Source organism: Bacillus sp. Xin1, from assembly GCF_013314535.1.
Taxonomy (GTDB): Bacteria; Bacillota; Bacilli; order Bacillales; family Bacillaceae_G; genus Bacillus_A.
Genome location: NZ_JABUAE010000016.1, coordinates 18,582 through 32,369, shown reverse-complemented (window position 1 = coordinate 32,369; position 13,788 = coordinate 18,582). Strand labels below are relative to the sequence as shown.

The 13,788-nt window shown below is 36.5% G+C and carries 11 protein-coding genes; 9 read left to right on the top strand and 2 right to left on the bottom strand.

The annotated features are described in order from the left end of the window. Positions 1-81 precede the first annotated feature (81 nt). Positions 82-471, top strand: coding sequence for an FxsA family protein (locus HRG09_RS15340; protein WP_174101661.1), 390 nt, complete (start codon positions 82-84; stop codon positions 469-471). 248 nt (positions 472-719) lie between these two features. Here HRG09_RS15340 and ytvI read toward each other — a convergent pair whose 3' ends face one another. Continuing rightward, complete coding sequence (gene ytvI, locus HRG09_RS15335; RefSeq protein WP_174101659.1) at positions 720-1,838, bottom strand: sporulation integral membrane protein YtvI; 1,119 nt, start codon at positions 1,836-1,838, stop codon at positions 720-722. A gap of 534 nt (positions 1,839-2,372) precedes the next feature. Here ytvI and HRG09_RS15330 point away from each other — a divergent pair. From HRG09_RS15330 to HRG09_RS15310, 5 genes are all read left to right on the top strand, one after another. Then, complete coding sequence (locus tag HRG09_RS15330) at positions 2,373-2,834, top strand: DUF441 domain-containing protein (RefSeq protein ID WP_174101657.1); 462 nt, start codon at positions 2,373-2,375, stop codon at positions 2,832-2,834. A 386-nt stretch (positions 2,835-3,220) separates the two neighbouring features. Further along, a complete protein-coding gene (gene citZ / locus HRG09_RS15325) occupies positions 3,221-4,369 on the top strand; it encodes a citrate synthase (protein ID WP_174101655.1) in 1,149 nt (382 codons plus the stop codon). A gap of 161 nt (positions 4,370-4,530) precedes the next feature. Then, positions 4,531-5,823, top strand: coding sequence for an NADP-dependent isocitrate dehydrogenase (gene icd / locus HRG09_RS15320; protein WP_174101653.1), 1,293 nt, complete (start codon positions 4,531-4,533; stop codon positions 5,821-5,823). A gap of 20 nt (positions 5,824-5,843) precedes the next feature. Continuing rightward, entirely contained in the window at positions 5,844-6,782 is a 939-nt protein-coding gene (gene mdh / locus HRG09_RS15315; RefSeq protein WP_174101651.1) for a malate dehydrogenase, read from the top strand. A 216-nt stretch (positions 6,783-6,998) separates the two neighbouring features. Next, on the top strand, positions 6,999-7,472 hold the full coding sequence (locus tag HRG09_RS15310) for a MaoC/PaaZ C-terminal domain-containing protein (protein ID WP_174101649.1): 474 nt from the start codon (positions 6,999-7,001) through the stop codon (positions 7,470-7,472). Between the two features lie 154 nt (positions 7,473-7,626). On the opposite strand, the gene HRG09_RS15305 is transcribed toward HRG09_RS15310, so the two are convergent. Continuing rightward, positions 7,627-7,950 carry a YnfA family protein gene (locus tag HRG09_RS15305; RefSeq protein ID WP_174101647.1) on the bottom strand — a complete coding sequence of 108 codons (324 nt, stop codon included), beginning with the start codon at positions 7,948-7,950 and terminating at the stop codon, positions 7,627-7,629. 169 nt (positions 7,951-8,119) lie between these two features. Between HRG09_RS15305 and HRG09_RS15300 the strand changes: the two genes are divergently transcribed. From HRG09_RS15300 to polA, 3 genes are all read left to right on the top strand, one after another. After that, a complete protein-coding gene (locus tag HRG09_RS15300) occupies positions 8,120-8,836 on the top strand; it encodes a response regulator transcription factor (protein ID WP_174101645.1) in 717 nt (238 codons plus the stop codon). Next, positions 8,829-10,592 (top strand): two-component system histidine kinase PnpS, encoded by a 1,764-nt coding sequence (gene pnpS / locus HRG09_RS15295; RefSeq protein ID WP_174101644.1) that lies wholly within the window; start codon positions 8,829-8,831, stop codon positions 10,590-10,592. Before HRG09_RS15300 ends, pnpS begins: the two co-directional genes overlap by 8 nt. A 557-nt stretch (positions 10,593-11,149) precedes the next feature. Next, positions 11,150-13,783 (top strand): DNA polymerase I, encoded by a 2,634-nt coding sequence (polA, locus tag HRG09_RS15290; RefSeq protein WP_174101642.1) that lies wholly within the window; start codon positions 11,150-11,152, stop codon positions 13,781-13,783. The last annotated feature ends 5 nt before the right edge of the window (positions 13,784-13,788 follow it).

The window sequence follows — 13,788 nt, the reverse complement described above, 5'->3', positions numbered from 1 at the left end:
TCATATAAGAGGGCACCAAAGCGTTATTTTGAGGGTTTGAGGAGATGTGAAGAGGGTTCTTTTTGTGGAAGGAGTGGAAGAATGAAGTGGATGTTGTTTCTTTTTATTTTAATTCCAGCGCTTGAAGTTACGGTGTTAATTGGCTCTAGTTATTTGATTGGTATGTGGCCAACGTTCGCTATGATTGTATGTACCGGTGCCTTAGGTGTCTATTTAGCAAAACGACAAGGATTTATGGTATTGGGGGAGATTCGGTCAAGGTTGAATAGAGGTGAGATGCCGGGTGATGCTGTATTAGATGGTATTTTTGTCCTGGTGGGTGGGGTGCTTCTGTTGGTGCCTGGCTACGTAACGGATGTGATGGGAGTTATTTTTATATTTCCGGCAACGAGAAAGTTATGTAAACCTGTAATAATGAAATGGTTAGAGTGGAAATTAAGAAGGAATACAACCGTTATAGTACAAAAATAACACTTAGAACATGAATTGTTCCAAGTGTTATTTTTTGTCGAAATATAAAATGAATATTTATTCATTTGTAGAAAAAGGAAGAAAAGGGAATAATAAAAATGTATAAAATAGAATAAAAATGTAAAGTAAACCTTGAAAGTGTCATTTTGCGTAAAAAACAAGGGAATTATCCATTTATTATGGGTAATTCCCTTGTTCTATTTTTTTGAAGAAAATTTGAATGTAAGAATTGGGTGAGAGTGAAAATTTTATTTTAATGGTGAACCTTTAATAAATTTCCATAAATCATGAAATACATGGGCTTTGTGCAATGTGTTTAAGAGTACCAATGTGACTGGACCAATGATTAATCCTAAAAAACCATATAGCTTAAACCCGACGAATAATGCGATAAGTGTTGGTAATGGATCAAGTCCTATATTGGAGGATAACACTTTTGGTTCCATGATTTGCCTTTGAACAATGACAACAATGTATAAAATAAGTAGACCAATTGCGAATGCTGTATCCCCTGTGAAAAATACATATATAACCCAAGGGACAAAAACCGCTCCGGTTCCTAAATAAGGAAGTAAGTCTACAATTCCTGTAATAATTGCGATTGTGATGGCATAGGGTACGCGCAAAATTAATAGTCCAATTAGTACAATGACGGTTGTCATAGATACAAGGGTGAGTTGTGCTTTTACAAATCCGAATAATGCTTTTCGTAAATCGACGAAAATAGTCTTTCCGTATCCGTGTACGCGATTTGGAAGCAATCGTTTTACTTTATTAGCAAGTATATGCCAATCAAAGCTAATAAAGAAAGTTGCTAATAAGATGAAGACAAGGACTGTTAAAGTCGTTGGAAGTGCACTGATGAAGTTTGTTAATCCACTTATAATAGCGGTCAACAATTCTTTCATCTGCTTTGTTGCTTCCGTTCCTAGGTTTTGAATGTTTTGTGTAATTGTATATTGTTGTGATTCACCTAGATGATTAAATTGAGAAATTAAATCATCATATAAAGGCATAATATGATTGAGTGCAAACTGCTGTGCATACTGTACAATTGCTGGAAACTTTTCTGTGACAATTTGCAGCAAGTAAGTTGTGGCGGAAATTGCTTCTGTCACAAGGTATGTAACAAGTCCGACGATGGCGCCGAACACGAGAATTAAGCTGACGAGTACCGCTAAGGCACGAGGGAATTGTAATTTTTGGTTGAGAAAATTTACGACTGGATTGATCAAATAAGCAAAAGCTAATGCAATGATAAAAGGGTATATAAGGCCTGAGATATATAAAAGTGCATAAAACCCAATTATTGTTGCTGAAATGACAAATATAAGTCGTAATATGATATACAATGAATTTCGATTCAAAGGTGCTTACCTCCCATTCCAAATGGTATTTATCCTGCTATTTGCGGACAGCAACAATCTCGCATTAAAGTTCAGTGGAAACAGCAAAGTTAGACGGGAGATGAACTGTCTGTAAAAGCTCGATTGGTGAATGCTAATAACCATTAGAGATAGAACTCCGCGCTGATTAAAGTTTCACTTTATGCTATAGTGGAATGATGGATTTATCCTGCTATTTGCGAGCCTCAAGGCATGAAGCAAACCGTTCGCAAAATCCTGGTGGTGATTGCTAATCAGTGGTGGGAATTTTCTTTGTACTGATTGGCGAGAGTCTCATTTTATCTACTTTTTATTTTACCTGTTTCTTATAAGAAAAGAAAGAAGTGCGCTTTTCTTTCTTAGTTAAGTATAAACATCTCATTCAAAGTGTTTGAAGTTTGTATGTATCATCTATATTAATTGATGAATACTTTCATCTATAGCGTGTATAATGATATGTTTAACAGCAATTTATTTTGTAAACAGGTTCATTATTTTCAGAAAGGAAGTGTAATCATGATTAGTCAATCAACGTTATTTTTATTCATACTACTTATTATTGGACTTATTGCTAAAAATCAATCGCTTACTGTAGCGGTTGGTGTTTTATTTTTATTAAAATGGACGTTTTTAGGAGATAAAATCCTTCCATATCTACAAACAAAAGGAATTAATCTTGGTGTAACGGTTATTACAGTTGCGGTCCTTGTTCCGATCGCTACGGGTGAAATCGGATTTAAGCAGCTAAGTGAAGCGACTAAATCTTATTATGCATGGATTGCTTTAGCTTCAGGAATAGCGGTTGCTCTCTTAGCAAAAGGGGGAGTACAGTTATTAACGAGTGATCCTCATATTACAACTGCGCTCGTATTTGGGACGATTATAGCAGTTGCGTTATTTAATGGAGTCGCTGTAGGACCGTTAATTGGAGCGGGAATTGCCTATGCTGTGATGAACATTATGCAGATGTTTAAATGAGAAATTTTATAGTAATATAAATTTTTTGAATTCTTTCCATTCACAAAAGTCAGATAATTGTTTATAATAGGATTAGAAGACATGTAAAGGCTACATAGCAACGAAGACTTACACCAAATAAAATAAAAACAACATAAAGTAATTTTCTGCTGATATTGTTTTATGTTGTTTTTATCCTAAACTCTTCGGAACTAGTTTTCCTCACCATCTGTTGTTCTAAGCGTGAGGATTCGGGGAGAAAACTCACGCTCATGCTTGAAGAAAGCGATAGAACAACTAGATGGGAACACCACAACAAATTTGCATGATCGTGCATTTTGCTTGCCTAAAGAGTGAACGGGCGTTCATAATCTAGAAGGGAAGCAAACAGATACAAGGGAGCAAGGTTGGGAGAATTTTCAGGAAAAGGAGAGAGTGTAATGACTGTTATTCGAGGATTAGAAGGGGTAGTAGCAACAACGTCATCCGTGAGTTCAATTATTGATGATACATTAACGTATGTTGGGTATAATATTGATGATTTAGCGGAAAATGCTACGTTTGAAGAAGTGGTATACTTATTATGGCACCGCAAGCTTCCTAACGAAGAGGAATTAAATGAGTTAAAAGAAACTCTATCTGGATATTCTAAAGTTCCAAGTGAAATTTTAACATATTTAAAACAAGTAGATTTAAAGATTGCTCATCCGATGTCTGTTTTACGAACAGCGATTTCCATGTTATCATTATACGATGAGAGTGCTGAATTAATGGATGAAAAATCTAATTATTTGAAAGCGGTTAAATTACAAGCTCAAGTAGGTACTCTTGTTGCAGCATATGCAAGAATTCGTAAAGGTTTAGAAGTTGTTGAGCCACGAAAAGATTTATCATTAGCTGCAAACTTTATCTATATGTTAAATGACCGTGAGCCAAATGAAGTGGAAATTGAAGCTTTTGATAAAGCACTTGTACTTCATGCTGATCATGAGTTAAATGCTTCTACATTTACAGCGCGTGTCTGCGTTGCGACACTTTCAGATGTATATTCTGGTATTACTGCAGCAATTGGCGCGTTAAAAGGTCCTCTTCACGGTGGGGCAAATGAAAACGTAATGAAGATGTTAAAAGAAATTGGCGAAGAAGAAAATGTAGAATCCTATATTCATAATGCACTTCAAAATAAAGTGAAAATTATGGGATTTGGCCATCGCGTATATGAGCACGGTGATCCTCGTGCGAAACATTTGCGTGAAATGTCTAAGAAATTATGCGTGCTTTTAGGGGAAGATAAATGGTATAATATGTCTATCAAAATCGAAGACATTGTCACAAAAGAAAAAGGTCTTCCACCAAATGTCGATTTCTATTCTGCTTCTGTTTACCATTGTTTAGGAATTGATCATGACTTATTTACACCAATCTTTGCGATTAGCCGTATGTCAGGATGGTTAGCTCATATTCTAGAACAATATGAAAATAACCGCTTAATCCGTCCGCGTGCTGATTACAATGGACCAACGCATCAACGTTATGTACCACTGGCGCAACGATAAGCTAAAAACACTATTTGGATAGTGTAAATATGCTTTCAAAAGTCAGATTTTTTGGGAAAGATGTAATGATTGGAATATTTTAATTTGACTAACGGTTTGAACTGAGGGTTATATTCCCTCAGTTTCACACATATGAAATTTCAAACATGGGGGTTATCACAGTGACGACAGGAGAAAAAATTACTGTAACGAATGGTGTTATGAATGTACCAAACAATCCGATTATTCCTTTTATTGAAGGCGATGGTATTGGACCAGATATTTGGGCAGCAGCATCTCGTGTATTAGAAGCAGCTGTTGAAAAAGCTTATGATGGTGAGAAGAAAATTGTTTGGAAAGAAGTGCTTGCAGGGGAAAAGGCATTCAACCAAACAGGTGACTGGTTACCAGAAGAGACGTTAAATGTGATTCGTGAATATTTAATCGCAATTAAAGGCCCGCTTACAACTCCTGTTGGTGGTGGTATTCGTTCTCTAAACGTAGCGCTTCGTCAAGAGTTAGACTTATACGTATGTTTACGTCCAGTTCGTTATTTTGAAGGTGTTCCTTCACCTGTAAAACGTCCGGAAGATACTGATATGGTAATTTTCCGTGAAAATACAGAAGATATCTATGCTGGTATTGAATATGCACAAGGATCTCCAGAAGCAAAAAAAGTACTTGAGTTCTTAAAAGAAACAATGGGAGTAAACAAAATTCGCTTCCCAGAAACATCGGGAATTGGTATTAAACCAATTTCAGAAGAAGGGACAAAGCGTCTTGTTCGTGCTGCAATTCAATATGCAATTAATGAAAAACGTTCTTCTGTTACATTAGTTCATAAAGGAAATATTATGAAATTTACAGAAGGAGCTTTCAAAAACTGGGGTTATGAAGTTGCTGAACAAGAATTTGGCGATAAAGTATTCACTTGGGCTGAATACGATCGTATTGTTGAAAAAGATGGTAAAGATGCAGCGAATAAAGCGATGGCAGAAGCTGAAGCGGCTGGTAAAATCATCGTAAAAGATTCTATTGCAGATATCTTCTTACAACAAATTTTAACGCGTCCACGCGAGTTCGATGTTGTTGCAACAATGAACTTAAATGGAGATTATATTTCTGATGCGCTTGCAGCACAAGTAGGTGGCATTGGTATTGCACCTGGTGCAAACATTAACTATGTTACTGGACATGCTATTTTCGAAGCGACACATGGTACAGCTCCAAAATATGCAGGTTTAGATAAAGTGAATCCATCTTCTGTTCTTCTTTCAGGAGTATTATTATTAGAACATTTAGGATGGAATGAAGCTGCGAAATTAGTAACTGCTTCAGTAGAAAAAACAATTGCTTCAAAAGTGGTAACATATGACTTCGCACGTCTTATGGATGGTGCAACTGAAGTGAAATGTTCCGAATTTGCTGATGCTCTTATTAATAATATGGATTTAGCAGTAATCAAAAACGCATAATTCAGAGTGGGGGAGAAAGTATGACAATCAAACGCAAAAAAGTTTCAGTCATCGGTGCAGGATTTACAGGAGCAACAACAGCGTTCTTATTAGCTCAAAAAGAGCTTGCAGATGTTGTATTAGTGGACATTCCACAACTGGAGAATCCAACAAAAGGAAAAGCGTTAGATATGTTAGAAGCAAGCCCTGTACAAGGTTTTGATGCTAACATTATAGGTACGTCTGATTACGCAGATACTGCCGATTCCGACGTTGTTGTTATTACAGCAGGGATTGCACGTAAACCAGGAATGAGCCGTGATGATTTAGTAGCAACCAACTCTAAAATTATGAAAAGTATCACGCAAGATATTGCAAAACATTCGCCAAACGCAATTATTGTTGTGTTAACAAATCCAGTTGACGCAATGACATATTCTGTATTTAAAGAAGCTGGATTCCCGAAAGAGCGCGTTATCGGTCAATCTGGTGTATTAGATACAGCACGTTTCCGTACATTCATTGCACAAGAATTGAATCTTTCGGTAAAAGACATTACAGGATTCGTTCTTGGTGGTCATGGTGATGATATGGTACCTCTTGTACGCTACTCTTATGCTGGTGGTATTCCATTAGAAACATTAATTCCGAAAGAGCGCTTAGAAGCAATTGTAGAACGCACGCGTAAAGGCGGCGGTGAAATTGTAGGCTTACTAGGAAATGGTAGTGCATATTACGCACCAGCGGCTTCTTTAGTTGAAATGACTGAAGCGATTTTAAAAGATCAGCGCCGCGTATTACCAGCTATCGCATACCTTGAAGGTGAATATGGTTATAGTGACCTGTACTTAGGTGTACCGGTAATTCTAGGTGGTAACGGAATCGAAAAAATTATTGAATTAGAACTTCATGAAGAGGAAAAACAAGCGTTAGATCGTTCAGTAGAATCTGTGCGTAACGTTATGAAAGTTCTTGCTTAATACAAAATATATGTTAGGAAAAAGATTCGGAATCCCGAATCTTTTTCTACTATTTACTGGATTGTTTTTTTGAAATAATATGAAAACGCTATCATTTATGTATCCTACAATGGAAGCATAGACTTATAATATACATTGCCCTCATTATAGTAGCATTTCGGATAATATATTGTTTTTGGTAGGATAATAAAATAAAACTTGGAGGGGGATTGTAACATGTTAAAGAAAAAAGTTCAAATTGGTCGTCGAATGGATGAAATTACAGTAGGGGAAAAGTTATCTATCACTGAAAAAATCGAGGATAAAGATCTGTTATTGTATTTAGGATTAACAAATGATTCAAATCCATTATATATCCAGCATGATTATGCATCCCAAACTCCATATGAAAAACCGATTGTACCAAGCATTATGTTAACGGGCATGGTTACAACAGCGGTAACGAAATATTTGCCAGGTCCAGGCAGTCATGTTGTTAGGAAGGACCTTACTTTTGTGAAGCATGTACACCATTATGAAACTTTGCAAATTCATTTTGAAGTTGTAGCTGTTTCTCACGAGGAGCATACGATTGATATGCGTGTATTCGCTTATGATGAAAAAGAAGCAGTGGTGGTAAAAGGTGTATTAACAGTAGCGCCGCCTTACAAATCAGCTTCTATTTTAGAAAAAGCATTAGATAATTTTTAAGAAAAACAGGTGAGAAATCGCCTGTTTTTCTATTTTATCCCGCTATTCGCGGGCAGTAAGCCCTCACCTCAAAATTCAGTAAAGGCAAAGAAGTCAGGTAGGGAATCAACTACCCGTAAAAGTCCGATTGGTGATAGAAGTTTCGCTTTATGTATTAGGCACGTGGCCAAAGAATAATAAAAACACCAATAAGGCAAATGGCTGCACCAGCAAAGTCAAAGATATCGGGTGTTTTCTTATCTACCATCCATCCCCATAATAAACTCATCACAATAAATACGCCGCCGTAAGCTGCATATACTCGGCCGAAGCTAGAAAATACTTGGAATGTGGCAATTACACCATATAAACATAAAATAATGCCTCCGATTAGACCGAACCAGATGGAACCACCTTCTCGCATCCACTTCCAGATGAGATATCCACCACCAATTTCAGCTAGACCGGCAAGAATGAAAATAATAGCTGCTTTAAACATGAATAGACCATCGCTTTCTATTAGAGATATTTTTCTGTATAACTATATCATAATCAAGCTTAGTGGATGGACAATTCTATTGAGAGGGGCATTGTTTTCTAGTATGATGGGAATAGTGGGGAAATACTAGGATGAAGAAGGTTTCAAGTCTATAACTTGGAGGAAGAGAATGAGCAATCGAATTTTAGTTGTTGATGATGAGGAGTTTATTTTAACTTTAATTGAATTTAACTTACAGCAAGCAGGGTTTGAAGTTATAACAGCGATGGATGGTGAAGTGGCACTTCAAAAGGCGGTAACGGAACGTCCGGATCTGATTATATTAGATTTAATGCTTCCTAAAATGGATGGTATGGAAGTGTGTAAAGAATTGCGTTTGCAAAGGGTTATGACACCGATTTTAATGCTCACAGCGAAAGATGACGAGTTTGATAAAGTGTTAGGACTTGAGCTTGGGGCTGATGATTATATGACAAAGCCATTTAGCCCAAGGGAAGTTGTTGCACGTGTAAAGGCGATTTTACGTCGTACGAAATTGCAAGATGAACAAGTTCCAGAAGTGCAGGACGAAAATAGTATTAATATCGTTGATCTGAAAATTTCACCTGAGTTTTATGAGGCGTATTTCCAAGGGGAAAAGTTAGAGTTGACGCCAAAAGAATTTGAATTACTTGTATATTTAGCGAAAAATAAGGGACGTGTGTTAACACGTGATCAGTTATTGAGTGCAGTATGGAACTATGATTTTGCCGGTGATACAAGAATCGTCGATGTTCATATTAGCCATTTGCGAGATAAAATTGAAAAGAATACGAAAAAACCAGCATATATAAAAACCATTCGTGGATTAGGGTATAAATTAGAGGAGCCAAAGGGGAATGAATAAATTTCGCTCAAGGCTTCTCTTTACATTTGTTTCTCTCATTGTACTTATTTTAGTTGGACTAGGAGTACTTTTGGAAACGCTGTTTGAGAATTATTATATTGATCATGCGAAAGAGAGAACGATAAAAGAAGCGCGATATGTTGCTTCGTTAGTAGAGACAGAAGGTATTGATCATGTTTTAAAAGCGCCAAATATATTTGAGCAATTAGAAGAACAAGTTCCTGTTTCGATTGTATTTGCTGATGAAGAGAAGAAGGTCGAATATAGTAAAGATAAGCAAACTATATTCAATCAAGCGACAATTGATGAACTTTCTTCTGAAACAGAAAAACAAAAAAATAGAGTGATTACGAAAGACACCAATGATAAGAACGTATTTCATTATGCGATATTTGTTCAAGATGCAGATGGTAAGCAAGGATATATTCTTATAAAAAGCATGATAGCTCCTTTAAAAGACGTTCACCAAAAAACGTGGGGATTATTAATTATAGGATTTGTAATTGCTTGTCTTGTCGTTGTCTTTCTTGGTATAAAAATTACAGGCCAATATATTCGTCCGATAGAGTCTGTTACAAAAGTGGCGATTGAATTAGCGAAGGGTAACTATAAGGCGCGTGCGTATGAAAATCATTCAGATGAAACAGGAATGTTAAGTAAGGCCATCAATATTTTAGCACGTAATTTACAAGAAATGACGTTAGAGCAAGAAATGCAACAAGATCGTTTACATACATTGATTGAAAACATGGGAAGCGGTATGATTTTGATTGATAGCCGCGGCTATATAAGTCTTGTAAATCGTTCATATAAAGAAATCTTTCATGTAACGGATGAAGAGTATTTAGATCGCTTATATTATGAAGCATTTCTTCATGCAGAAATCATTGAACTTGTGGAAGAAATTTTTATGACAGAAGTAAAAGTACGGAAGCAAATGCTGCTGTCACTTGGAATTGAAAGAAAGCATTTTGAGGTATATGGTGCGCCAATTATCGGGACGAATCATGAGTGGAAAGGGATTGTTCTTGTATTTCACGATATAACTGAACTAAAGAAATTAGAGCAAATGCGAAAAGACTTTTTAGCGAACGTTTCACATGAACTCAAAACGCCAATCACTTCTATTAAAGGATTTTCTGAAACATTGCTTGATGGTGCAATGGAAAATCAACAGTTTTGTGAACACTTCCTGCATATTATTTTAAAGGAAAGTGAGCGCATGCAAGGATTAATCGAAGACTTATTGGATTTATCCAAGATTGAACAACAAGGGTTTAAATTAAACATGGGCACTGTTGATATGAAAGAATTGCTCGGAGAAATCAAGATGGTATTAGAGAATAAATCACAAGAGAAAGAGATTCCCTTGCAAGTGGATGTATTGAGACATGTATCTGTAATAGGAGATCCGAGCAGATTAAAGCAAATCTTTATCAATTTAGTTAATAATGCAATTCTATATACACCAGCTGGTGGAATGGTTTCTGTAGCGTTGTTAGAGGATGAACATAATGCTTATATAAAAGTATCTGATACAGGAATTGGGATTAGTAATGAAGAAATTCCGCGTATTTTTGAACGCTTTTATCGCGTAGATAAAGCGAGAAGTCGAAATACGGGCGGTACAGGCCTAGGGTTATCGATTGTAAAACATTTAGTAGAAGCGCATCAAGGGACGATTACTGTGGATAGTACAGTAGGAGAAGGTACGACATTTACAGTTGCTTTACCAAAAGCGGATTTGGAAAAGTAATAATATGAAACCTTTGGAAGGGATAGATTTACATTATATTAACAATAGCTTCATTAAATATTAATAAAGTCCTGTTAATATAATACATGAAAACCCCTTCATCCAAGGAGTAGTTTTGGACGAGGATAGTGCTCTATTCTCGTCACTTCCCTTTTTTGTAAAAACATAATATCTCTTGTAACTTATGTCAAAGTGTTATAACAATACAATAAGGACATTGTGACAGCATCTTCATTTGTATGTCTAAATATATGTAATCGGAAGAACCGTTATTTTTCTTCTCTCTCGTAGTCATGTTAATATAGAGAGAAGGAAATAACGGTTTTTTCTTTCTATATAAATCCATTTGATTTGCAGGCGTATAAGTTGCTGCTACGAAGAACAAAAGGGATCGTTTATTCTTTTGGTTTTCATTTGGCATGGGACAGGAAGAATGGCTGATCGTTTCTATGTATGGCAGGATGCCCTTTCCCTCTAAAAAGAAAGGGATTATGTCGGTTTTCAATAGGTATTTATATATATAAATCGTTTTAAATTTGTATGGGGAGGTTTCTGATTTGGAAAAAAAGGTCGTATTAGTCGATGGGAATAATATCGCGTATCGTGCTTTCTTTGCACTGCCGCTTTTAAATAACGACAAAGGTATACATACGAACGCAATTTACGGTTTTACGATGATGTTAATGAGGATATTAGAAGAGGAAAAACCGACGCATATGCTTGTTGCGTTTGATGCGGGTAAAACAACATTTCGTCACAAAACATTCAGTGAATATAAAGGAGGGCGTCAAAAAACGCCACCTGAATTGTCCGAGCAATTCCCATTTATTCGTGAACTGCTAGATGCATTTCATGTACCGCGCTATGAGCTAGAGAATTATGAAGCGGATGACATTATGGGGACACTTGCGAAAGAAGCGAGCGAACAAGGTGCTTATGTAAAAGTTATTTCTGGAGATAAAGATTTACTGCAACTTGTTTCTGATAACACACTTGTTTGTATTCCGCGTAAAGGGATTACAGAAGTAGATGAATATACGACAGAAGCTCTATTTGAAAAATATAGTTTATCACCAAAACAAATTATTGATATGAAAGGTTTAATGGGAGACCAATCAGATAATATCCCGGGGGTACCAGGAGTTGGTGAGAAAACTGCGATTAAATTGTTAACGCAATTTGAAACAGTAGAAGCAGTATACGAAAATTTAGATCAGGTAAGTGGAAAGAAATTAAAAGAGAAGTTAGAAGCAAATAAAGAGCAGGCGCTCATGAGCAAAGAGCTTGCAACAATTATTACAGATGCACCGATTACGGTACATGTGGACGATATCGAATATAAAGGCTATGAAGCAAGTGATGTTATTCCGATGTTTGAGAATTTAGGGTTTACTTCTCTATTAAACAAGCTTGGTGCGACTCCAGAAGAAACAACGCCAGCTGAATTAGATGATATTTCATTTGATATTGTAGAAGAAGTGACAGAAGAGATGCTTCAGCAAGATAGTGCAATTATCGTTGAGGTACAGGAAGATAACTATCATAAAGCTGACATTCAAGGATTTGGTATTCAAAATGAAAATGGTTGTTATTTCATTCCAACTGATGTTGCGCTCAAGTCTGAAGCTTTTACGAAATGGCTTGCAAATGATGAAATGAGAAAGTATACGTTTGATGCGAAACGTGCAATTGTTGCACTTAAGTGGAAAGATGTAGAAATCAGAGGAATTGACTTTGACTTACTAATTGCAGCTTATTTACTTGATCCAGCTGATACAGATAAAGATTTCCGTGCCGTAGCGAAAATGAAAGAGACGCATGCTGTTAAATCTGATGAAGAAGTATACGGAAAAGGTGCGAAACGTGCAGTTCCAGAACAAGGTGTAGTTGCGGAGCATGTAGCGCGCAAAGTACATGTATTATATGATGTTCAACCAACATTTGTAGAAGAATTACAAAACAATGAACAGTATGAACTGTTTACAGATCTCGAAATGCCGCTCGCTCGCGTGTTAGCTGAAATGGAAGTAAAAGGTGTTAAGGTTGATACGGAGCGCTTACGTAATATGGGGGATGAGCTTGCTGGTAGACTGAAAGAAATGGAACGAGAGATTTATGAGCTGGCTGGGATAGAGTTTAACATTAACTCACCAAAGCAGCTTGGTGTTGTTCTATTTGAAAACTTAAACTTACCAGTTATTAAAAAGACGAAAACAGGATATTCTACATCAGCCGATGTACTGGATAAGTTAATGGATCATCATGAAATTATCCCTAAAATTTTACACTATCGTCAATTAGGAAAATTAAATTCAACATATATTGAAGGATTATTAAAAGTTGTTCATGAAGATTCTTCTAAAATTCATACGCGTTTTAATCAAGTGTTAACACAAACAGGACGATTAAGTTCTACAGATCCAAACTTACAAAACATCCCAGTTCGTTTGGAAGAAGGAAGGAAGATTCGTCAAGCATTTATTCCTTCGAAAGAAGGATGGGTTATGTATGCTGCCGATTATTCACAAATTGAGCTGCGCGTACTGGCACACATCGCAAAAGACAAAGGGTTAGTAGAAGCGTTCCAGTATGATATGGATATTCATACGAAAACTGCAATGGACGTGTTTGGCGTTGGAAAAGATGAAGTAACATCGAACATGAGACGTCAAGCAAAAGCGGTTAACTTCGGAATTGTGTATGGTATTAGTGATTATGGACTTTCACAAAATTTAGGGATTACACGAAAAGCAGCAGGAGAATTTATTGAAAAGTATTTCGCAAGTTTCCCTGGTGTAAAAGAATATATGGATGAGATTGTACAAGAAGCGAAGCAAAAAGGGTATGTGTCTACATTATTAAATCGTCGCCGTTATATTCCAGAAATAACGAGTCGTAATTTTAATTTGCGCAGCTTTGCAGAGCGTACTGCAATGAATACGCCAATTCAAGGTAGTGCGGCAGATATTATTAAAAAAGCGATGATTATTATGGCGGATCGCTTAAACGAAGAAGCATTACAAGCGCGTCTTCTCTTGCAAGTACACGATGAATTAATCTTTGAAGTGCCGAAAGAAGAGATAGAAAAACTAGAGAAGCTTGTACCTGAGGTAATGGAACATGCGATTGAACTTGCTGTTCCGCTAAAAGTGGATTATTCTTCTGGTCCAACTTGGTATGATGCAAAATAAGGAAG

Excerpts from the sequence above, each read along its gene's own strand:
- HRG09_RS15340 (WP_174101661.1), top strand. The coding sequence starts at position 82 with ATGAAGTGGATGTTGTTTCTTTTTATTTTAATTCCAGCGCTTGAAGTT.
- HRG09_RS15330 (WP_174101657.1), top strand. The coding sequence starts at position 2,373 with ATGATTAGTCAATCAACGTTATTTTTATTCATACTACTTATTATTGGA.
- mdh (WP_174101651.1), top strand. The coding sequence starts at position 5,844 with ATGACAATCAAACGCAAAAAAGTTTCAGTCATCGGTGCAGGATTTACA.
- HRG09_RS15310 (WP_174101649.1), top strand. The coding sequence starts at position 6,999 with ATGTTAAAGAAAAAAGTTCAAATTGGTCGTCGAATGGATGAAATTACA.
- HRG09_RS15305 (WP_174101647.1), bottom strand. The coding sequence starts at position 7,950 with ATGTTTAAAGCAGCTATTATTTTCATTCTTGCCGGTCTAGCTGAAATT.
- HRG09_RS15300 (WP_174101645.1), top strand. The coding sequence starts at position 8,120 with ATGAGCAATCGAATTTTAGTTGTTGATGATGAGGAGTTTATTTTAACT.
- pnpS (WP_174101644.1), top strand. The coding sequence starts at position 8,829 with ATGAATAAATTTCGCTCAAGGCTTCTCTTTACATTTGTTTCTCTCATT.